A 21,077-nucleotide genomic window follows, 5' to 3' on the forward strand; every position below is an offset into this window, starting at 1 on the left:
TTTACCGCGCAAGTAATTTGATTTACTACTGCGGTAAAGATGCTTCGCTCCGCTCTGCATGACGTTCTATTTTCGTGCCGAGAAACCTTCTCGCGCCAATGAAACGCCAGCTAGTTAAACAGCTTCATTACCTGCTTGAACACCAGCACGTAGGCCATCAGGGCCAGAATCAGGAACGTGCCCACACGCTGGGCGCCCTCCAGAAACGCATCCGACGGCTTGCGGCGCAGAATCATCTCGTAGAGCAGGAACACCACGTGGCCACCGTCGAGGGCGGGCACGGGCAGCAGGTTCATGAAGGCGAGCACCATGCTCAGGATGCCGGCCAGGCCCCAGAAGTGCTGCCAGTCCCAGACGCCGCCAAACTGCTGCGCGATTTCAACCGGGCCGCCCAGGTTTTTGGCCGACGCCTTGCCCGTCAGAATCTTGCCGAAGGCGCGGGCCTGCACCCACACGATGCCAAAGGCTTTTTTCGTGCCCACCGGCACGGCTTCAGCCAGCGAGTAGTGGCGCGTGCCGAAGGTGAGCGTCGACTTGCGCTCGAAGCCGATGTGGCCTTCGCCGTCCACGGCCACTTTGAGGGTGGTGGGCTGGCCGGCGCGTTGCACGTTCAGGGCTATGGTTTTGCCCTTGTTGGCCAGCAGAGTGGATTGCAATTCATCAAAAAACTGCACCGGGCGGCCGGCTACCGTCGTGATGACGTCGCCGACCTGCAGGCCCGCTTTGGCGGCGTTGCCGCCGGGCGTCACGCGGTCCACGGCGAAGGTTTCGCGGGGGCGGAGCAGGAGGCTGTCTTCGGTTTGCTTGCTCGATTTATCGAGAAAGTTGGTGGGCAGCTTCACGTCGGCCAGCTGGCCGTTGCGCTCCACGGTGAAGTAGGTGTTGTCGCCGAGCAGTACCTCGGGCTTGTAGATTTCGTCGAACTCAGTGAACGGGCGGCCGTTGATTTTCACCACCTTGTCGCCGGTCTGGAAGCCCACTTCGCGGGCCAGGCCGTTGGGCAGCACGCCGTATTTCACGGCCGAGGCCGGCAGGTAGGTTTCGCCATAGTAGGCCGTCATGGCCGTGAAAATGGCAATGCCGAGCACCACGTTCATGATAATGCCGCCGAGCATCACCAGCAGGCGCTGCCAGGCCGGCTTGCCCCGGAACTCGTCGGGCTGCGGCGGGCCGGCCAGGGCGGTGGCGTCCTGCGTCTCGTCAATCATGCCGTGAATCTGCACGTAGCCGCCCAGCGGAAACCAGCCGATGCCGTATTCCGTCTCGCCAATCTTCTTCTTGACCAGCGCGAAGTTGGCCACGTTGGGCATCGGAAACAGGAAGTCGAAGAAGATGTAGAACTTATCGACCCGGATTTTAAAGAGCTTGGCGAAGGCGAAATGGCCGAATTCGTGCAAGCCAACAAGGATGGAAAGCGCCAGCACAAGCTGGCCAATCATGGTGAGGATAGCCAAAGGGAAACGAGGGAAGTGTTGTGTTAAAAGAACGTCATGCTGAGCGCAGCCGAAGCATCTCTACCGCGCAACTAATCAATGATGACTGCAACGAAGCAGTAGAGATGCTTCGGCTGCGCTCAGCATGACCGGCTTTGACAGCACATGACAAAAGTTGTTAAACCAAGGTTTCGGCCAGCCGGCGCGTTTCCGCGTCAGTCGCCACCAGGTCGGCCAGAATCGGCTCCGCAAGGTACGATACCCGCGCCAGGCACTCGGCCACGAGGTCCGACATCTGGCGGAAGCCGACCTGCTCCCGCAAAAATGCGGCCACGGCCACTTCGTTGGCCGCGTTGAGCACGCAGGGCGCGTTGCCGCCCCGCCGCATGGCCCCAAACGCCAGCTCCAGGTTGGGAAATGCCACCCGGTCGGGCGCCTCAAAGGTCAGGGTGGGGTAGTCGAGAAAGGAGAAGCGCGGGAAGGTGTTGGCCAGCCGCTGCGGGTAGCCCAGCGCATACTGGATGGGCAGCTTCATGTCGGGCAAGCCCAACTGCGCTTTCAGCGAGCCGTCCTGGAACTGCACCAGCGAGTGCACGATGCTTTGCGGGTGCACCACCACGTCAATCTGCTCATTGGTAAGTCCGAACAGCCACTTGGCTTCGATGACTTCAAGGCCCTTGTTCATGAGCGAGGCCGAGTCGATGGTGATTTTAGCGCCCATGTCCCAATTGGGGTGCTTCAGGGCCTGGGCCTTAGTCACGGCCTCCATCTCGCGGGCCGAGCGGCCGCGGAAAGGGCCACCCGAAGCGGTGAGGATGATTTTCTCGATGGGATTCTGTTCCTCGCCCACCAAACACTGGAAAATGGCCGAGTGCTCCGAGTCGACGGGCAGTAGGCGCACGTGGTGTTGCTTGATGAGGCCCGTAATGAGCTCGCCGGCCACCACCAGGGTTTCCTTGTTGGCGAGGGCAATGTCCTTGCCGGCCCGGATGGCGGCCACCGTGGGCAGCAGCCCGGCGTAGCCCACCAGCGCCGTGAGAACGATATCGATTTCGGGTCGGGTTACGACTTCGGCCAGGGCAGCGGTGCCGGACATTACTTCCGTTTCGGGCTGGTCGGCTAGCGCTTCTTTTAGATTTTGATACAGGCTTTCATCGCCGATGACCACGGCGGCGGGCCGGAACTCGCGCGCCTGCTGCGCCAGCAGCTCCCACTGTCGCTGCGCGCTCAGCACCGCCACCCTAAACCGGCCCGGCTGTTGCCGCACTACTTCCAGCGCCTGCGTGCCGATGGAGCCCGTGGCGCCCAGCAACGCCAGCGTTTTTACCTCGTTTTTCTCAACCATAATGCTACTGACACAGAAACGTGGCAAAAGTACGCCGCCCTTGCCCTCGTCGGCTTAGGCGTAAGCTGTCATTCCGACAAAGGAGGAATCTGGGATTGTCCGCTTAAACGGTTTGTCCCAGATTCCTCCTTCGTCGGAATGACAAAAAATCGTCGGAATGACAGCTTGCTACACCCGCTTGAGGGTGGCGGCCACGAACTGGTCGATGACCGTGGCAATGGCCTTCACTTCGGCCGCGACGCCTTCGGTGAGGGCGGGGGCAGCATCGGGGGGCGTGGTGCTTTCGGCCAGCGCGGTGAGGCGGGCCAGCTGCCCGCCGATGGCCCCGTACACGGGTGCCCAGAGCACGGCGGTGCTGTCGGCGTGGGCGCCGAGGGTGCGGCGCAGCTCCAGCAGGCGCATCACCACGCCGGCCAGGGTGGCCAGCAGGGCGCGCTCGATGGGCGAAAACTGCCGGGGCGGGCCGTCGTACACGCACAGCGAGCCGAGGTTGAAGCCGTCGGGAGTGCGCAGGTTGTGGCCGGCGTAGAAGCTCAGGCCCAGCTGCTGCAGTAGGGAAATATCCACGCCGGGCGCGCTGGCCAAGTTCATGTTTTCGTACACCGCCGTTTCATCCTGCAAAATGGTGGCCGAGCACAAGCTCATATTGCGCGGCACCCTTTCTACCGCCACGGGCAGGTTGTAAGGCGCTTTCACCAGCACCTCGTCTTTTTCCACGATGGAGAGCATGGCGTTGGACACGCCGAAGAGCCGCGCCGTGGCGGCCACCACGTCGTCGAGGACTTTTTCGCTGCGCGCGTCGAGCAGCTGGTAGCCCGCGAGGGCCTGGAGCCGGGCCGCGTCGTTGGCCGGTATCAGGGAAGTGGAATTATCAACCAAAATCAAGGAGTCAAGAAGGGCAGGCCCGTATGAAACAGCCGGTGCCGGCCGCGAGGCAAATGCCCATACTGCTGAGCTGCCAGTTGCTGCTTTTACCGCTGGCGAGGGGGCAGGGTTGCGTAACCAAGCTGGTATTGTGCAACTTTCTTCCAACGTACCCGCGCTGCCGGGGCTGGCTGCCGCTGCTACGGCCGGCGGCGCTGCAACTAACGGCGTTGCAGCGTCGAGACCAGAAACTGGTCGATGATGCCCACAATGGCGCCGGCTTCCTGCGCCACGGCCGGGGAGAGCTGCCCGCCGGCGGGCGCGGCGCGACGGGTGAGGTCGGCGAGGCGTTTGAGCTGTTCGCCGATGGCCCGGTACACGATTTCCCAGAGCGAGGAGGTGGCGCCGGCGTGGGCGCCCAGGGTGCGGCGCAGCTCCAGCAGGCGCATCACCATGCCGGCCAGGCGGCCCAGCAGCGTGCGTTCGAGGGAGGTGAAACGGCGCGGCGGGCCGTCGAGCAGGCAGAGCGTGCCGAGGTGGTGGCCGTCGGGGGTGCGCAGGGGGTGGCCGGCGTAGAAATGCAGCCCCATTTGCCGCACCAGCGTGAGGTCGACGCCGGGCACGCCGGTTTTTTCCACGTCTTCAAATACCGTCGTCTCGTCCTGCAAAATGGTGGCCGAGCAAATGCTCTGCGCCCGGGGCACCCGCTCGATGGGCGTGGGCAGGTTGTAGGGCGCTTTCACGAGCACCGTGTCCTTCTCCACGATGGAGAGCATGGCGTTGGACACGTGGAACAGGCTGGCGGTGGTGGCCACCACGTCGTCGAGCACTTGTTCGCTGCGGGCGTCGAGCAGCTGGTAGCGGTCAAGGGCCCGGAGGCGGGCGTCGTCGTTGGCCGGAATCAGGGAGGCGAGTAGAGAATTCACAGCGGGTAGGGTGAAGAGGCGTGAGCAAGCTAACGAAAAAACAGAGCCGTTGGCTACGCAGGCACCGCTTCGGCCCGAATTGGGAAAACAGCTTGGCGCGCTTGCTCCCGTAAAAAAATGCCTTTCGGCGCAATTACGGCCGCCCGGCGCCACGCGCTACCTTTGACACCGTGTCCGTTTCTCCCGAAATTACTCTTGACTACGACGTCGCCATCATTGGTGCCGGGCCGGCCGGCGCGGCCTGCGCGCTGGCCCTGCGTCAGCACGGCCTGCGCGTGGCGTTGCTGGACAAAGCCCGGTTCCCGCGCGACAAAGTGTGCGGCGACGCCGTGCCCGGCCAGGCGTTCAAAGCCCTGCGCCAGCTCGACCCGGCCTTTGTGGAGCAGCTGTGGCAGCTGCAGCCGCGCGACGACGTGCGTGACTCCCGCCTGGTAGCGCCCGGCGGCGCCAGCCTCACGCTGCAATGGAAGCTGCCCAGCTTCAACAGCCCCCGCGAAACGTTCGACGCGGCGTTGCTGGAATTAGTGCGCCAGCATTCCGCCACCGAAATCCTCGAAAACACCGGCCTCAAAACCTTGAGTATTGAGCCTGATTTTGCACGCCTGACCACCATTAAAGGCCGCGAAATCACGGCCCGGCTGGTCATTGGCTGCGATGGGGCCAATTCCGTGGTGGGCCGCAAGCTGCTGCCCGCCCCGCTCGACCGCGCCCACCACTGCGCGGGGGTGCGGGCCTATTATGAAAACGTGGCGGGCGCCAGCAGCGGCACCACCGAGTTTTTCCTCAGCAGCGACTACCTGGCCGGCTACGTCTGGCTGTTTCCGGTGGGTGCGGGGCGCTACAACGTGGGCCTGGGCATGCTGTCCGAAATCGTGGCCAAGCACAAAGTCGACCTGAAAGAGGTGCTGACGCGCGTGCTGGCCACCCACCCCGAGCTGGCCGGCCGCTTTGCCGACGCCCGGCAGCTGGGGCCGATTGTGGGCTTCGGGCTGCCGCTGGGCGGCGGGCGGGCGCGCAGCATCAGCGGCGCGCGGTTTATGCTGTGCGGCGACGCGGCCTCGCTCATCGACCCGTTGCAGGGCCACGGCATCGACACGGCCATTCAGAGCGGCATTCTGGCGGGGGCGCAGGCGGCGGCTTGCTTTGAAAAGCAGGATTTCAGCGCCGGGTTCATGCAGCAATACGATGCGCAGGTGGCCCACAAAATCGGCAGGAAGCTGGCCAAAAGCTACCGCCTCATGCGCTTCCTCAGCAACAAGGCGTGGCTGGTGAATGCGGCCGTGCGCCTGGCCCGCGTGCCCGGGCTGAAGCCGTGGGTGCAGCGGGCAATAGGGTAGGGGGCGTACAACGATTCTGGAATCGCTCTAACAATTGTGCCCAATGGCTTTCAGCGACATCGAATACCGGGAAGTGAAGCCGCCGCCGGCGCTGGCCGAATTTGTGGAAAGCTTCTGGCTGCTCATCAACCATTCCGATGCCGGGCAGCCGGTGGTGCTCATCCCCGATGGCCGCGTGGATACGTTCTTCTCGCACTCAGCCACTGAGCCCTACCATGTCATGTTGCGCGGGCTGGACGGCCGGCCGGGCGCCCAGGCAATTCCGGCCCGAATAACCACCTTTGCCATTAGCTGGAAGCTGCTGGCGGTGGAATACCTGCTGCCCGTGCGGCTGGCCAGCCTGCTGGATGGCGGCTGCTACCTGCCGCCGGATTTCCTGGGTATGACGGCGGCGGATTTAGGCGACTTCGATGCTTGTTGCGCCAAAGCGACGGCGCGCATCGCGCAGCTGATTCCGCCCGAAATCGACGCCCGCAAGCGCCGGTTGTTCGACCTGCTCTACGCCTCCGACGGGGCGCTGACGGTAGAGGCCCTAGCCAAAGCGGCAGGCTGGAGCAGCCGGCAAATCAATCGGTACTTCACCCAGATGTTCGGGCTTTCGCTGAAGAATTACGCCAACATTCTCCGGTTTCGGGCCTCGCTGCCGCAGCTCGAAGCCGGCCGGCTTTTCCCCGAGGAAAACTTCGCCGACCAGGCTCATTTCATCCGGGAAATCAAAAAGTACGCGGGCGTGGTACCGAAAGAGCTGGCCCGGAACGAAGGCGACCGATTTATACAATTATCCGCTTTGTCGAAGAAATAATTTTGTGCTGAATCTTACTTATTCAGCCAATTATGTTGCTTCAAAACAAACAGATAGCCATTGTGGGCGGCGGCCCCGGCGGCCTGACGCTAGCCCGCCTGCTCAAGCAAACCGGCGCGTCCGTGACGGTGTACGAGCGCGACCGCAACCGCCACGAGCGGGTGCAGGGCGGCACGCTGGACCTGCACGACGAGTCGGGCCTGGCCGCCCTGCGCGCGGCGGGCCTTCTCGACGAATTTAAAGCCCGCTACCGTCCCGGCGCCGACAAGCTGCGCCTAACCGATGAGCACGCCACCGTCGTGCTCGACGAGCATGCGGCCAGTGCCACCTTCGGCGACGCCGCTTTCCGACCCGAAATTGACCGGGGCCCGCTGCGCGACATCCTGCTCGATTCCCTGGCGACCGATACGGTGGTCTGGGACAGCCAACTGGCTTCGATGCAGCCCGTGGGAGCCGGCTGGCAGCTCACGTTTCGGAGCGGTGCCACGGCCACGGCCGACATCGTCATCGGAGCCGACGGGGCCAATTCCAGGATTCGCCCACTGCTGACGCCCAGCCGGCCGTTCTACTCGGGCGTGACGGTGGTGGAGGGCACCGTGTACGATGCGGCGCACAACGCGCCGCGCATTCACGAGTTGCTGCAGGGCGGGAAAATATTCGCCTTGGCTGATGCGAAAACATTGGTTGTGAGTGCCAAGGGCGATGGCAGCCTGAACTTTTACACCGGCTGCAAAACGGCCGAAACCTGGGCCCGCGACAGCGGCATCAACTTCTCCGATGCCGCGCAGGTGCGGGCCTGGTTCCGGCAGGCGTTTGCGGGCTGGGATGACATCTGGCAGGAGCTTTTCGCCCACGAAACCACGCATTGCGTGGCCCGCCCGCAGTACTGCATGCCCCTCGACCAAACCTGGCCCGCCCAGCCCAACCTCACCCTCCTCGGCGACGCCGCCCACCTCATGCCGCCCTACGCCGGCGAGGGCGTGAACATGGCCATGCTCGACGCGCTGGAGTTGAGCAATTGCCTGACCAGCGAGGCGTTTCGCAGCGTGCAAGCCGCTATTGCCCACTACGAAACCCAGATGCGTGAGCGCGCCTCGGCCGTGGCCGGCGACACGATGGCGCAGACCGAGGCTTTGCACGCGCCGGGCGCGCTGGCGTATTTGGCGGGGCTGTTCAGCGGCGACGAAACCACCGGCTGATTTAGCCTCCAGGGTCGTTCAAATGCCCCGCAGGTGCGTTTTACGAGACTATTAAAAGCCGGGATTTTAACGCGCTTTTAATACGATTTTTGGCGGCTTAATTTTTAATGGCACGTACAAGCAGGGAGTTCATTTAATGACTATTAGCCCTGCTTTTTATGCTGTCTTCCTTTCTCAAACACCAGCCCGGACCCGTGCGGCTCCCGCACATTATTCGCCTGTCAGCGCTGGCCGTCGGTCTCCTGGGCCTGCTGCCCGGCTGCTCCAAAGACGACGAGCCCACCACCCCCACCGTCACCAACCCCGACCGCATCAGCGTGCCCCAGGCCGCCGTGCACCCCGAGGGCGTGCAGTGGGACGAGGCCAACAAGCGCTTCATCGTGAGCTCGCGCACCAAGGGCTTCATCAGCACCGTGAAGGATGACAGCACCTTCGCCCAACTGGCCGACAACGCAAACCTGATTTCCACCATCGGCGTGAACCTCGACGCCGGCCGCAACCGCGTGCTGGTGGCTGTGTCCGACATGGGCGCAAATACGGCCCGCTCCACGGCAGCTACTTTGCGCAAGCGGGCTGGGCTGGCCATCTTTAACAACACGACCGGCGCGCTCATCAACTACGTGGACCTGGGCAGCCTGCCCGGCACCACCACCTACCCCAACGCTGCCAATTATCCTAACCACTTCGCTAATGACATTGCCGTGGACAAAGACGGCAACGCCTACGTGACGGACGGGAGCGCGCCCATCATCTACAAAGTCGACCCGCAGGGCGTGGGCTCAGTATTCTTCACGAGCCCGCAATTCGACCCCGGCACCGGCTTTGGCCTCAACGGCCTCGTGTACCACCCCGATGGCTACCTGATTGTGGCCAAGGCCAATACCGGCACCCTCTTCAAAGTGCCCATCGCCACCCCCGCTAGCTTCACCACCATCACCAACGCCGCCGGCCTGAGCCTGACCGGCGCCGACGGCCTGCTCCTCACCGACCCGCAAACGCTGCTGCTCGTCTCGGGCAGCCAAAGCACCGTATACCGCCTCAACAGCACCGATTCGTGGGCCAACGTGCGCTCCACGGGCACCTTCGCTACGGGCGCCACCAGCCCCGCCACTATCACCAAGCGCGGAAACGACGCGTATGTGCTGTATCCGTACACGGCCACGTCGCCGCGATTTAAGATTGTGAAGGTGAGCTTTTAGAGGTCCTGCGTCAAAACATCTGAACGTCATGCAGAGCGCCAGCGAAGCATCTCGCGTGCTGCAACTAATCCAATCGCAAGAAAAGAATTAGTAGTAGCACGCGAGATGCTTCGCTGGCGCTCTGCATGACGTTCTTTTAGTTCGCTAAAATTCCTAGCCAAAACCCCATCCGTACCTTTGCGGGCGTTCATGCTCATCCTTCCTCTAATCTCCTTCAAGCTCACCCCACCCTGAGAACAGGCCCGAAAACCCTCGTGCCGCCGCTTCCTGCCGGAAGCGTGCGGCTTTTCTTTTGCCTTTTTCTCCGCTATTGATGTCTTCGATTTCCGCTTATCTCTCCCAGTATAAAGCCAACGCTAAAAACGAAATTCTGGCCGGCCTCACTACCGCCCTGGCTCTGGTGCCCGAGGTGGTGGCATTTGCATTGCTCGCCCACATCAGCCCACTGGTAGGCATTGGGTCGGCCTTTGTTATCTGCCTTATCACGAGTGTGTTCGGCGGGCGACCGGGCCTGATTTCCGGCGCGGCGGGCTCGGTGGCCGTCGTCATTGTGGCGCTGGTGGAGCAGCACGGGGCCGAATATTTGTTCCTGGCCGTGATTTTGATGGGCCTGATTCAAATTGCCATCGGGCTGCTGAAGCTGGGCAAGTTTATCCGGCTGGTGCCGCAGCCGGTGGTGTACGGCTTCGTGAATGGCCTGGCCGTCATCATCTTCATGGCGCAGTTAGAGCAGTTCAAAGTGCGCGACGCGGCCGGGGCCGAGCACTGGCTTACGGGCACCGCGCTGCTGCTGATGGCTGGTCTGGTGGCCCTCACGATGGCCATTGTGTACTTCCTGCCGCGCCTCACGAAGGCGGTGCCGGCCTCGCTGGTAGCCATTGTGGTGACGTCGGTGCTGGTGATTTTCGGCGGGCTGCAAACCAAGGCGGTGGGCGACATTGCCTCCATCGCGGGCGGGCTGCCCAGCCTGCACCTGCCGCAGGTGCCGCTGAATTGGGCCACGCTGGCGCTGGTGCTGCCCTATGCCTTCATCATGGCGCTGGTGGGCCTCACCGAAAGCCTGCTCACCCTCACGGTGGTGGACGAAATGACCGACACCCGCGGCCGCGGCAACCAGGACTGCGTGGCCCAGGGCCTGGCCAACGTGGCTTCGGGCCTGACCGGCGGCATGGGCGGCTGCGCCATGATTGGCCAGACCATGGTCAACCTCGAATCCAGGGGGCGCGGGCGGCTGTCGGGCGTGGTGGCGGCGGTGGCACTGGCGTTGTTCGTGGTGGTGGGCGCGCCCGTCATCGAGCGGCTGCCGCTGGCCGCGCTGGTGGGCGTGATGTTCATGGTGGTCATCGGCACGTTTGAGTGGGCCAGCCTGCGCATCCTGCGCCGCATGCCCCGCACCGACGTGCTGGTGATGCTGCTCGTGACGCTCGTCACGGCCATTTCGCAGAATCTGGCGCTGGCCGTGCTACTGGGCGTCATCGTCTCGGCGCTGGCCTTTGCCTGGGAAAACGCCAAGCGCATCCGCGCCCGCCACCACCTCGACGCGGCCGGCGCCAAGCACTACGAAATCTACGGCCCGCTCTTCTTCGGCTCGGTGCAGGCTTTCGGCGAGAAGTTCGACGTGGCCACCGACCCGGCCGAAGTCATCATCGACTTCCGCGAAAGCCGCGTGGCCGACATGTCCGCCATCGACGCCCTCCACAAGCTGACCGAGCGCTACCACCGCGCCGGCAAAACCCTGCACCTGCGCCACCTCAGCCCCGATTGCCGCCAGCTGCTAAGCAACGCGGGGGCGCTTATTGATGTGAACATGGAGGAAGACCCGCTGTACGTCGTGGTGGGGGAGGAGCGGGCTTATTAAGGAGTCATAGCTATAAGTCCGATAGAATGGGTGGAGCGTGGGTTCGAAAATATCACTTGTATATTTGACTTATGACATTGCTTTATCAATCATACATCTCGTATCGGTAATTAAGCGTGTTATATAATTGGATTTATTGCACTCTCAACCGAAGTGCAATCGGATACTACTTGATTTTGAAAATGAGAACATCGGAATTATGTGACTTTGAAAAAGCTTTGTCTGAAATGAATAATAATTTGTCTCAAATAGTATTTGTATTCGAACAATTTTTTATTTCTAATAAAGATAATATTTCTAAACATCCAGAGATGTTGACGACTAAGAAATATTCGGAAAACAAGTATGCTTCACAATTTAATGTTAAATTGAAGGACCTAAATAATCAAGCTTCTTTGAGTTTGGATTATGTGTTCGATAGTTTATTTGTTTTTGCTTATGCTCAATTCGAAATTTACTTAAAAGATGTTTACTTATTTGTGAAAGATAATATTAATCATGATTTATCTGAATTACCGGAGTCAAGATTGTACGAGGTTGTGCTTGAAAGACTCGGAATAGATACCAAAAATGATATCGACAATCTTTTTGTTAGCACATTCCACTACTTTAAATTGCGCAGAAATGCAATAATGCACCGGGATAAATCAAGAAGGTTCCAAGGTGCACTAGAATACTTAATTAAAGGTTCTTTTTCGAAAGACCCTGATAAAAGAAAGCTATTTTCCGATAACCAGCTAAATGGCAAGCAACTTAATGCAGAGTGGAAAAAATATGTTGCAAACCTCAAGAGCCTAGGCCAGAAAGGATATGCTGTCAAAACGATTGACTTTGCTGCTAAAGATATCAGCAAAGTTTTGCTAAGCGACCTATTCGATGTATTTAATTTTTATAGGTTATACGCGGAGACGATAGACGAAATCATTATTAACAAAGCAGATAGAAGTAAGCTTTTGAATTTTTGTAAAACGAAATATGATGAGTTTTATCCCAATGTTGCAGGCGAAGATTTTGAGAGTTTCTCGAAAAAGTTTGGCAGAATCAGTAAGATAGCCCTAAATTTGACGGTTGAAAAACATGAGGCTGAGAAAATTTACAGTGGCGTATAGCTTAATTGGTAGAGCCCTCCCTTGGTGTTGATATGTAATGATACCAGTACCAAGGAGGCGGTTGTCGGTTCGAGTCCGACTGCGCCAACATTCACAAGAAGAAGCCCTAGGAGCAATGCCTTCTAGGGCTTCTCTTTTTATGATTTTTATACGACAGTTTAAGCTTCTCACCCAAACATCCCCACCTCATTCTTGCTCGGTAGCGCAGTCTTGCCCGTGAGCAGCAAATCCACTGGCCGCGCAGCCTCACGGCCTTCCAAGATGGCCCAGACGACCGGCGACTGGCCGCGGCGCATGTCGCCGGCCACGAAAATACTGCGCTGTTTAGTTTCGCAGCATCCATTTGACAGCCCGATTCTCCACGCTTAGCGCAGTGAATAGCTGTTTGAGGCCTTTATCGCCTCCTTTCAAACGCTTGAGCCGGGTAGAAAATAGCCCCTAGATGTCTTCCAGACCCGGCAAGGCTAATAACTCAGCCGCGCGGCGTGCTACGGCTCTGACACTAGCGACATCTGAGCCGGTGATGGTCAGGTGGCCCATCTTGCGGCCGGCGCGTGCGTCCAGCTTACCGTACAGGTGCAGGTGCACGCCCGGCAAGCTCAGCACGGAGTACCAGTCCGGCTCCCGCAGCTGGCCGTCGGCGTCAAACCACACGTCGCCCAGCAGGTTGAGCATGATGGCCGGCGAATGCTGGCGGGGCTGCGGCAAGGGTAAGCTCGCCATAGCATGCACCTGCAGGTCGAACTGCGACGCGTCACAAGCGTCGATGGTATAGTGGCCGCTGTTGTGCGGGCGCGGGGCCATCTCGTTGACTACCAGGTCGCCGTGGGCGCTGCCATCGTCCACCACAAAAAACTCGACGCACAGCACCCCTACATAGCCGAGATGGTGCGCGATGGCAATGGCCGCGTCGCGGGCCCTATCGGCCAAGGCCAAGGGCATGTTGCCTTCGTAGGCGTGGGTCACGGCCAAAATGCCCCCGACGTGCACGTTGCGCTGCGGGGCGAAGCTGACCACCTGCCCGTTCCAGCCGCGTGCCACCAGCACTGAGCACTCGGCCGTTAGCGGCAGCATCTTTTCCAGCACGCAGGCCACGCCGCCGAGCTCCGCCCAAGCGGCGGCCAACTCCGCAGCGGTCTTGACGCGGACCTGGCCCTTGCCGTCGTAGCCCATGCGCGCGGTTTTCAGAATGCCGGGCAGCAAATCCGCCCGGTCGTCCAGTACGGCCTGCAGCTGGGCCGGCGTTTCCAGCACCGCATAGGGCGCGCAGGACACCCCCGATACCGCTGCACAGGCGGTGAAATGCGCTTTTTCCTCGATTCGGTTTTGGGCAATGCCCACCACCGCCGCGCCCGGCGCCACGGGGCGAGTCTGCGCCAGCGTTTGCAGGGCCTGGGCCGGCACGTTTTCAAACTCGGTGGTAATGGCCTGGCACAGAGCAGCCAGCTTTGCCAGTCCGGTCGGGTCGTCGTAGCTGGTCTGGATGTGGTGGTGGCTCACCAGCCCGGCGGGGCTTTGCGCGTCGGGCTCCAGCACGGCGGTGAAGTAACCCAGGCGTTGGGCGGCGTGCACAAACATCCGGCCTAGCTGGCCGCCGCCCATCACGCCCAGGGTGGCGCGCTGGCCAGCGGCATCTACACTGCCCGGAAAAATGGGTGCGGTGGGTGCAACGTGACTAGCGGTGCTCATACGGGCAGCGTCATGGCGCGAGCGGCTTCGGTTTGTTGGGCGCGAAACGCCTGTAGCTTGGTGGCCAAGTCCGGGTTGTGCAGGGCCAGCAGGCTGACTGCAAATAGCGCGGCATTGGCTGCCCCGGCGGTGCCAATCGCAAACGTGGCCACCGGTATGCCTTTGGGCATCTGCACAATGCTGTGCAGCGAGTCTACCCCTTGCAAATGGCGACTAGCCACCGGCACCCCCAGCACGGGCACGGTGGTTTTGGCGGCCAGCATGCCCGGCAGGTGGGCGGCCCCGCCCGCGCCGGCAATGATGGCCTGCAAGCCGCGCGGGCCGGCTTGCTCCGCGTAGGCAAACAAGTCGTCGGGCATGCGATGGGCCGATACGACACGCGCTTCGTGGGCCACGCCAAAGTCCGTGAGAATCTGCACGGCATGCTGCATGGTGTCCCAGTCGCTGCTGGAGCCCATGACAACGCCAACGAGTGGCTTATCGGGCGCGGCGCCGGGGGCGTCGGATGTGGAAGGGGTCGTCATGGGGAGCCTTATCGTAAAGGGCGGAGCAGCCCTGAGTGGTCGAAAAACGGGATTTTAGCCGCATGAACGTAGGTTTTATTCCGCATTCATGCAGTCAGCTACTGGGCTGAACATTGTCCCATCAGGGAAACGGAAATCCGCTTCCACGGCCACAAATTTACTATTGCAGCTCAGGCGGCATTCTAAAATTTGATGCGAATGCCGAAAAAAGCCTCAACCCAGTTGAATCCCCTGCGCTGGAAAAGCAGTGTAGGGCCGAACAAGCGAGTTGCGGAAGTGTAGAAGCTGCTTAGAAAGTCTGATTTGCCTACACGTCTGTCATCCTGAGCGCAGCGAAGGACCTTATCATGTCAGAACAACGCCTATTCTGACGTGATAAGGTCCTTCGCTGCGCTCAGGATGACAAAGATTTTGACTTTCTAAACAGCTTCAAAGTCTGCTATTAAAAGAAGATAATAGCGTAATCGAAGTCGAGAAGGCCAGCAAAGCGGCAGGGTCCAGGTACACTCATTCCAAAGCCGCTCTGATACCGGTTTTGTGGGCATTTACGCAAACATCCCCACGGCATTCTTGCTCGGTAGCGCGGTCTTGCCGGTCAGCAGCAAATCCACCTGCCGGGCGGCTTCGCGGCCTTCCGAGATGGCCCAGACGACCAGCGACTGGCCGCGACGCATGTCGCCGGCCACGAAGACGTTGGGCTGGTTCGTGACGAAGGTTCGGTCGTCGGCCCGCACGTTGCCGCGCGGGTCGAGGTCGATTTCCAGCTCATTCAGGAGGCCGTCCACGCGGGGGCCGGTGAAGCCCAGGGCCAGCAGCACGCGCTGGCAGGGGATTTCGCGGTCGGAATCGGGCACCTCCTCAAAGCGGATGCGGCGGCCCATGACATCGGTTTCCCAAGTCACGTCGCTCACGCGCAGGGCCCGGAGCCGGCCGGCCTCATCGGCCAGAAACGCCTTGGTATTGATGCCCCAGTAGCGCTGGCAGCCTTCTTCGTGCGAGGTGCTGCTGCGGAAAATGTGCGGCTCCAGCGGCCAGGGCGTGTGGGCGGGGCGCTCGGTGCCGGGCTGGTGCATGAGGGCAAACTGCGTGACGGAGCGGGCCCGCTGGCGGTTGGCCGTGCCCACGCAGTCGGAGCCCGTGTCGCCGCTGCCGATGACCACCACGTCTTGGTCTTCGACCCAGATTTCATCATCTTCAATGCCCAGCCCGCTTACCCGGCGGTTGTGCTGGGTGAGGTAGTCCATGGCGAAGTGGATGCCGGGCAGCTCGCGGCCGGGAATGTTCAGGCCGCGCGGCACGCTGGCCCCACCGGCCAGCACCACGGCGTGGAAGTCGCGGGTGAGTTGGGCGAAGGGTAGGTCGCGGCCGATTTCGGTGTTACAGCGGAAGCTGATGCCGTCCTCCTTCAGCAGGTCGATGCGGCGGTCGATGACCCACTTATCCAGCTTGAAATCGGGGATGCCGTAGCGGAGCAGGCCGCCGGGCCGGTCGTTGCGCTCGAACACAGTGACGGTGTGGCCGGCCCGCGCCAGCTGCGCCGCCGCCGCCAGCCCGGCCGGACCCGAGCCCACCACGGCCACCGTCTGGCCCGATTTCAGGACCGGAGCCGTGGGCTGCACGTAGCCCTTCGCAAAGGCAATTTCGATGATGTGCTTCTCGATTTCCTCAATGGCCACCGGCGAGCTATGAATGCTGAGCACGCACGCCGCCTCGCACGGCGCAGGGCAAATGCGGCCAGTGAACTCCGGGAAGTTGTTGGTGGCGCTGAGAATCTGGTAGGCATCTTCCCATTTCTCCGCACGCACCGCGTCGTTGAATTCGGGGATGATGTTGCCCAGCGGGCAGCCCGAATGGCAGAACGGGATGCCACAATCCATGCAGCGGGCCGCCTGCTGGGTGAGCTGCCCTTCGGAATAAGTGCCGACGAATTCGTGGTTGTGGGCCACGCGTTCCTGCGGCGCGGCCTTGGGCGGCAGCTCACGAGAGAATTCTTTGAAACCGGTGGGGTTGGGCATGGGTCGTGGGTTGATAAGGAGCGCAGAGTTTCGCGGAGTGAGCAGAGTTCCGCAGAGTGTGGACCTGCCTTTGCAAAACTCTGCTCACTCCGCGAAACTCTGCGCTTAAAAGCTATTTTGCGGTAACGTACCGCGCCTTTTGCAGCACCTTCTTGTATTCACTCGGAAACACTTTCACGAATTTCCCGGTCTCCTCCTGCCAATTTCCCAGCAGAAACGCTGCAACTTGGCTGCCGGTCAGTTCCACGTGCTTCCGCAGCAGCTCCTGAATCTGGTCCTCGTCGTCGGCATCGAGCGGGTCTAGCTCCACCATTTCGGGGTTGCAGTTGGAGGGAAATAGGCCTTCGGGGTCGTAAATCCAGGCGATGCCGCCGCTCATGCCGGCGGCGAAGTTGCGGCCCGTCTGGCCCAGGATGAGGGCGCGGCCGCCGGTCATGTACTCGCAGCCGTGGTCGCCTACGCCCTCGACCACGGCTGTGGCGCCGGAGTTGCGCACCGCAAACCGCTCGCCCGCCTGCCCGCGCACGAACAGCGCGCCGGAGGTGGCGCCGTACAGCGCCACGTTGCCGATGATGATGTTTTGCTCGGGCACGAAATGGGCGGCGGGGGAGGGGAAGATGGCCAGCTGCGCGCCGCTCAGGCCCTTGCCCACGTAGTCGTTGGCCTCGCCTTCGAGCGCGAAGGACAAGCCGCGCACGCTGAACGCGCCGAAGCTTTGGCCCGCCGAGCCGCGAAAGCGGTAATTAATGGTGTTGTCGGGCAAGCCGGCGGCGTGGTAGCGCTTGGCAATCTCATTGGAAAGCAGCGTGCCGATGGTGCGGTCGATGTTCTGCACCTCGAACTCGGCGAAAACCGGCGTCTGCTCATTCAGGGCCGGTTGGGCGTGTTCCAGCAGCTGCCAATCCAGGATGCCGCGGATGCCGTGGTCCTGCGCCTCGCTGTTGTAGAGGGTACCGCCGGAGATGTTCACGGCCGGATGTAGCATGTCGGTCAGGTCGAGGTGGCGGGCTTTCCAGTGGGTGATGCCCTCGCGCACTTTCAGGAATTCGGGGCGGCCCACCATCTCATTTATCGTGCGGAAACCCAGCTCGGCCATGATTTCGCGCATTTCCTCGGCCAGGAAACGGAACAGGTTCACGATGTGCTCGGGCTGGCCAGTGAAGAGCTTGCGTAGTTCGGGGTCCTGGGTGGCCACGCCCACGGGGCAGGTGTTGAGGTGGCATTTGCGCATCATCACGCAGCCGCCGGCTACCAGCGCGGCCGTGGCCACGCCCCATTCTTCGGCCCCCAGCAGCGCCGCTACGGCCAGGTCGCGGCCGGTTTTCAGTTGGCCGTCGGCTTGCAGCACCACGCGGCTACGGAGCTGGTTGCGCACCAGGGTTTGGTGAGCTTCGGCCAGGCCCAGCTCCCAGGGCAGGCCGGCGTGCTTGATGGAGCTGATGGGCGAGGCGCCCGTACCGCCGTCGTAGCCAGCAATGAGAATCACGTCGGCGTGGGCTTTCGCCACGCCGGCCGCGATAGTGCCCACTCCTGCCTTGCTCACCAGTTTCACGTTGATGCGGGCGGCGCGGTTAGCGTTTTTGAGGTCGAAGATGAGCTGGGCTAGGTCTTCGATGGAGTAGATGTCGTGGTGGGGCGGGGGCGAAATTAGGCCGACGCCGGGCGTGGCGTGGCGCACTTTGGCAATCCACTCGTCCACCTTGTGGCCGGGGAGCTGGCCGCCCTCACCGGGCTTGGCGCCCTGGGCCATCTTGATTTGCAGCTCGTCAGCATTCGTCAGATAATGTGCCGTGACGCCGAAGCGCGCCGACGCCACCTGCTTGATGGCCGAGCGCATGGAGTCGCCGTTTTCCATGACTTCATAGCGCAGCGGGTCCTCGCCACCCTCGCCGGTGTTGCTTTTGCCGCCGATGCGGTTCATGGCAATGGCCAGCGTGCTGTGCGCCTCGTGCGAAATCGAGCCAAACGACATGGCCCCGGTCGCAAACCGCTTCATGATGCCCTCGGCCGGCTCCACTTCGTCCAGCGAAATTGCCTCGCGGTGATGAGCGAAATCCAGCAGCCCGCGCAGGGTAAACATGCGCTCCGGCTGCTCATTTATCAGCTTCGCATACCGCTGATAATTAGCGTAGTTGTTCGTCCGCGTCGCCAGTTGCAGCAGGTGTACGGTTTCGGGATTGAACATGTGCGCCTCGCCGCGCCGCCGCCAGTGGTAGAGGCCGCCATCGGGCAGCAGCGTCTGCTCGTCGGGGGTGGTGCTTTTGAAGCCCTGGAAGTGCTTGTACAGCGTTTCGCGGGCAATTTCATCCAGCCCCAACCCGCCGATGCGCGTGACCGCGCCGCAGAAATAAGCGTCCACCACGGCCTGATTCAGGCCCAGAATCTCGAACACCTGCGCGCCATGGTAGCTCTGCAAGGTCGAAATTCCCATCTTCGAGAAAATCTTCAGCAGGCCGTCGCACACGGCTTTGATGTAGTTGTAATTCAGCTGCTCGTGGTCCAGATTGGTGTTGAACTGGTCTGCCTCGTGCATGGTCCGGATGGTGGCCAGTGCCAGGTAGGGGTTGATGGCCGTGGCCCCGAACGACAGCAGACAGGCGAAATGGTGCACTTCCCACACGTCGCCGGCCTCCACCACCAGGCCCACCGTGCCCCGACAGCCGAGCTTAATCAGGTGGTGATGCACGGCCGAAACCGCCAGCAGCGACGGGATGGGCGCGTGCAGCGAATCCACGCCGCGGTCCGACAAAATCAGGACTTCGTAGCCGTCGTTCACCGCATCCTCGGCGTAGCGACAGAGGCGGGCGAGGCCGCGTTCCAGCGCGCCGGGCTGCTCATCGGCCTTAAAATAAGTCAGCAAGGTCTTGGCGTTGAACAGGCCCGTATCGATGCTGCGCAGCTTCTCCAGCTCCAGGTTGCTCAGGATGGGCTGCCGCAGCGCCACGCAGTGGCAGTGGTGTTTGTCCTCGTCCAGAATATTGCCGTTGTTGCCCAGAAACGTGGCCAGACTCATCACCAGCCGCTCCCGGATGGGGTCGATGGGCGGGTTGGTGACCTGCGCGAAAAACTGCTTGAAGTAGCTGCTCAGGTGCTGGGGCTGGTCGGAAAGCACGGCCAGCGGTACGTCCACACCCATCGAGCCGATGAGCTCCTTGCCCTCCAGCGCCATCGGCGTGATGAGCACGTCGATGTCCTCGCGGGTGTAGCCGAACACCTGGTGGTACTTAAACACCGAATCTGCCGCCAGCTCCGTGAACACCTGGCGCGGCTCGGGCAGCTCTTCGAGGCGAATCTGGTACTCGTTCAGCCACGTGCCGTAGGGCTGGTGGCCGGCGGCCTGGGCCTTCAACTCCTCGTCGGTGATAATGCGGCCGGCCACGGTGTCGACCAGTAGCATTTTACCGGGCTGGAGACGGCCTTTCTGCACCACGGTGGCGGGGTCGATGCCCAGCACGCCGGCCTCGGAGGCCACCAGCACGCGGCCGTCGGTGGTTTCGAGGTAGCGTAGGGGGCGCAGGCCGTTGCGGTCGAGCATGGCGCCGATGAGCTTGCCGTCGGTAAAGAGCAGGGCGGCCGGGCCGTCCCAGGGTTCCATAAAGGTGGCGTGGAACTCGTAGAAGGCCTTTTTGAGCGGGTCCATCTGGGTGTTGCCGTCCCAGGCTTCGGGCACCAGCATCATCATCACGTGCGGCAGCGGGCGGCCCGAGTGCAGCAGAATTTCCACCACGTTATCCAGGCAGGCCGAGTCCGACTGCCCGGCATCGACTACCGGCAGCAGCATGTCCATCTCCTCGGCCGAGAAATAGGGCGACACGTAGCTGCGCAAACCCGCGTAAAACCAGTTCAGGTTGCCCCGTAGCGTGTTAATCTCGCCATTGTGCGCCAGAAACCGGAACGGCTGGGCCAGCTTCCAGCTCGGAAACGTATTGGTCGAAAACCGCGAATGCACCAGCCCAAACGCCGACGTCACCCGCTCGTCGCTGAGGTCGGGGAAGTAACCGCGCACCTGGTAGGTGGTCAGCTGGCCCTTGTACACGATTGTTTTGCAGGAGAGCGAGGCGAAGTAAAACACGTCCATCGCGGCCGTCACCGTCTCGCGCACCGTCTTGAAAATCAGGCGGCGCAGCACGTACAGCTTGCGCTCAAAGTCATCCGGATTGGTAATGCCCGCCGGGCGGCCGAAAAACACCTGCTCCATCACCGGCTCGGCGGCCAGCGCCGTGGGGCCGATGCCAGTCGGGTTCACCGGCACGGGCCGGTAGCCCAGCAGCGGGAATCCCAGCCGCGCGGCCGCGCCGTTGATGACCTCGCGGCAGGCTTCGCGCAGCTTTTCGTCCTTCGGTAAATAGGCAAAGCCCACGCCGTAGCTGCCAGGCTCGGGCAGGCGGATATTCAGGGCCACGCACTCTTCCAGCAGAAACCAGTGCGGAATCTGAATGAGCAGCCCGGCCCCGTCGCCGGAGTCGGCATCGCAGCCACAGGCGCCGCGGTGCTCCATGTTTTCCAGCATGGTCAGCGCGTCGGCAATGGTCTGGTGCGTTTTGCGGCCGTTGAGGTAGGTGATGAAACCGGTCCCGCAGGCATCGTGCTCGAATTCGGGGCGGTACAGGCCCTGCGGAGCGTCGGTGGATGGTATCGGGGCGTTAAAAGTCATAGGGGAGGGGCCGCGTGAAATCGGGTAGCTGCACGCAGGCCTTTACAAGTAACGGGCTGGTGCCGGGAGGTGAAATGGCGGTGGTGGGTAGTTTACTATTTCTGAGGATGGGATATTGGGTGG

At 61.6% G+C, this 21,077-nt stretch carries 14 protein-coding genes and 1 tRNA gene; 7 read left to right on the forward strand and 8 right to left on the reverse strand.

Annotated elements, in window-relative coordinates; genetic code table 11:
• Window positions 1-110: 110 nt before the first annotated feature.
• The 4 genes from rseP to Q5H92_RS11465 form a co-directional block, all read right to left on the reverse strand.
• Entirely contained in the window at window positions 111-1,454 is a 1,344-nt protein-coding gene (rseP, locus tag Q5H92_RS11450) for an RIP metalloprotease RseP (protein WP_305011662.1), read from the reverse strand.
• Window positions 1,455-1,611: 157 nt separating this feature from the next.
• A complete protein-coding gene (locus Q5H92_RS11455) occupies window positions 1,612-2,778 on the reverse strand; it encodes a 1-deoxy-D-xylulose-5-phosphate reductoisomerase (protein ID WP_305011663.1) in 1,167 nt (388 codons plus the stop codon).
• A gap of 168 nt (window positions 2,779-2,946) precedes the next feature.
• Window positions 2,947-3,657 (reverse strand): GAF domain-containing protein, encoded by a 711-nt coding sequence (locus Q5H92_RS11460; RefSeq protein WP_305011664.1) that lies wholly within the window; start codon window positions 3,655-3,657, stop codon window positions 2,947-2,949.
• A 206-nt stretch (window positions 3,658-3,863) separates the two neighbouring features.
• Window positions 3,864-4,568: a GAF domain-containing protein gene (locus tag Q5H92_RS11465; RefSeq protein WP_305011665.1), complete on the reverse strand. Its 705-nt coding sequence runs from the start codon at window positions 4,566-4,568 to the stop codon at window positions 3,864-3,866.
• Between the two features lie 170 nt (window positions 4,569-4,738).
• Between Q5H92_RS11465 and Q5H92_RS11470 the strand changes: the two genes are divergently transcribed.
• The 7 genes from Q5H92_RS11470 (at window position 4,739) to Q5H92_RS11500 (ending at window position 12,160) form a co-directional block, all read left to right on the forward strand.
• The gene (locus tag Q5H92_RS11470) at window positions 4,739-5,905 is read left to right on the forward strand and encodes an NAD(P)/FAD-dependent oxidoreductase (RefSeq protein ID WP_305011666.1); all 1,167 of its coding nucleotides are present in this window, start codon (window positions 4,739-4,741) and stop codon (window positions 5,903-5,905) included.
• Window positions 5,906-5,948: 43 nt separating this feature from the next.
• Window positions 5,949-6,707 (forward strand): helix-turn-helix domain-containing protein, encoded by a 759-nt coding sequence (locus Q5H92_RS11475; RefSeq protein ID WP_305011667.1) that lies wholly within the window; start codon window positions 5,949-5,951, stop codon window positions 6,705-6,707.
• 32 nt (window positions 6,708-6,739) lie between these two features.
• Entirely contained in the window at window positions 6,740-7,906 is a 1,167-nt protein-coding gene (locus Q5H92_RS11480; protein ID WP_305011668.1) for an FAD-dependent oxidoreductase, read from the forward strand.
• 158 nt (window positions 7,907-8,064) lie between these two features.
• On the forward strand, window positions 8,065-9,105 hold the full coding sequence (locus Q5H92_RS11485; protein ID WP_305011669.1) for a hypothetical protein: 1,041 nt from the start codon (window positions 8,065-8,067) through the stop codon (window positions 9,103-9,105).
• 313 nt (window positions 9,106-9,418) lie between these two features.
• Window positions 9,419-10,963, forward strand: coding sequence for a SulP family inorganic anion transporter (locus Q5H92_RS11490; protein ID WP_305011670.1), 1,545 nt, complete (start codon window positions 9,419-9,421; stop codon window positions 10,961-10,963).
• A gap of 182 nt (window positions 10,964-11,145) precedes the next feature.
• Entirely contained in the window at window positions 11,146-12,072 is a 927-nt protein-coding gene (locus Q5H92_RS11495; RefSeq protein WP_305011671.1) for a hypothetical protein, read from the forward strand.
• A tRNA-OTHER gene (locus Q5H92_RS11500) sits at window positions 12,063-12,160 on the forward strand. The genes Q5H92_RS11495 and Q5H92_RS11500 overlap by 10 nt, the downstream gene beginning before the upstream one ends.
• Before the next feature lie 350 nt (window positions 12,161-12,510).
• Here the strand turns inward: Q5H92_RS11500 and Q5H92_RS11505 are convergent.
• The 4 genes from Q5H92_RS11505 to gltB form a co-directional block, all read right to left on the reverse strand.
• Entirely contained in the window at window positions 12,511-13,761 is a 1,251-nt protein-coding gene (locus tag Q5H92_RS11505) for a 5-(carboxyamino)imidazole ribonucleotide synthase (protein ID WP_305011672.1), read from the reverse strand.
• The gene (gene purE, locus Q5H92_RS11510; RefSeq protein WP_305011673.1) at window positions 13,758-14,285 is read right to left on the reverse strand and encodes a 5-(carboxyamino)imidazole ribonucleotide mutase; all 528 of its coding nucleotides are present in this window, start codon (window positions 14,283-14,285) and stop codon (window positions 13,758-13,760) included. Before purE ends, Q5H92_RS11505 begins: the two co-directional genes overlap by 4 nt.
• A 545-nt stretch (window positions 14,286-14,830) precedes the next feature.
• Window positions 14,831-16,300 carry a glutamate synthase subunit beta gene (locus Q5H92_RS11515; protein ID WP_305011674.1) on the reverse strand — a complete coding sequence of 490 codons (1,470 nt, stop codon included), beginning with the start codon at window positions 16,298-16,300 and terminating at the stop codon, window positions 14,831-14,833.
• A gap of 112 nt (window positions 16,301-16,412) precedes the next feature.
• On the reverse strand, window positions 16,413-20,954 hold the full coding sequence (gene gltB / locus Q5H92_RS11520) for a glutamate synthase large subunit (protein WP_305011675.1): 4,542 nt from the start codon (window positions 20,952-20,954) through the stop codon (window positions 16,413-16,415).
• Between the last annotated feature and the right edge of the window lie 123 nt (window positions 20,955-21,077).

It is taken from the genome of Hymenobacter mellowenesis (genome assembly GCF_030581005.1).
GTDB lineage: Bacteria > Bacteroidota > Bacteroidia > Cytophagales > Hymenobacteraceae > Hymenobacter > Hymenobacter mellowenesis.

Excerpts from the sequence above, each read along its gene's own strand:
- Q5H92_RS11455 (WP_305011663.1), bottom strand. The coding sequence starts at position 2,778 with ATGGTTGAGAAAAACGAGGTAAAAACGCTGGCGTTGCTGGGCGCCACG.
- Q5H92_RS11475 (WP_305011667.1), top strand. The coding sequence starts at position 5,949 with ATGGCTTTCAGCGACATCGAATACCGGGAAGTGAAGCCGCCGCCGGCG.
- Q5H92_RS11480 (WP_305011668.1), top strand. The coding sequence starts at position 6,740 with ATGTTGCTTCAAAACAAACAGATAGCCATTGTGGGCGGCGGCCCCGGC.
- Q5H92_RS11485 (WP_305011669.1), top strand. The coding sequence starts at position 8,065 with ATGCTGTCTTCCTTTCTCAAACACCAGCCCGGACCCGTGCGGCTCCCG.
- Q5H92_RS11490 (WP_305011670.1), top strand. The coding sequence starts at position 9,419 with ATGTCTTCGATTTCCGCTTATCTCTCCCAGTATAAAGCCAACGCTAAA.
- Q5H92_RS11495 (WP_305011671.1), top strand. The coding sequence starts at position 11,146 with ATGAGAACATCGGAATTATGTGACTTTGAAAAAGCTTTGTCTGAAATG.
- Q5H92_RS11505 (WP_305011672.1), bottom strand. The coding sequence starts at position 13,761 with ATGAGCACCGCTAGTCACGTTGCACCCACCGCACCCATTTTTCCGGGC.
- purE (WP_305011673.1), bottom strand. The coding sequence starts at position 14,285 with ATGACGACCCCTTCCACATCCGACGCCCCCGGCGCCGCGCCCGATAAG.
- Q5H92_RS11515 (WP_305011674.1), bottom strand. The coding sequence starts at position 16,300 with ATGCCCAACCCCACCGGTTTCAAAGAATTCTCTCGTGAGCTGCCGCCC.
- gltB (WP_305011675.1), bottom strand. The coding sequence starts at position 20,954 with ATGACTTTTAACGCCCCGATACCATCCACCGACGCTCCGCAGGGCCTG.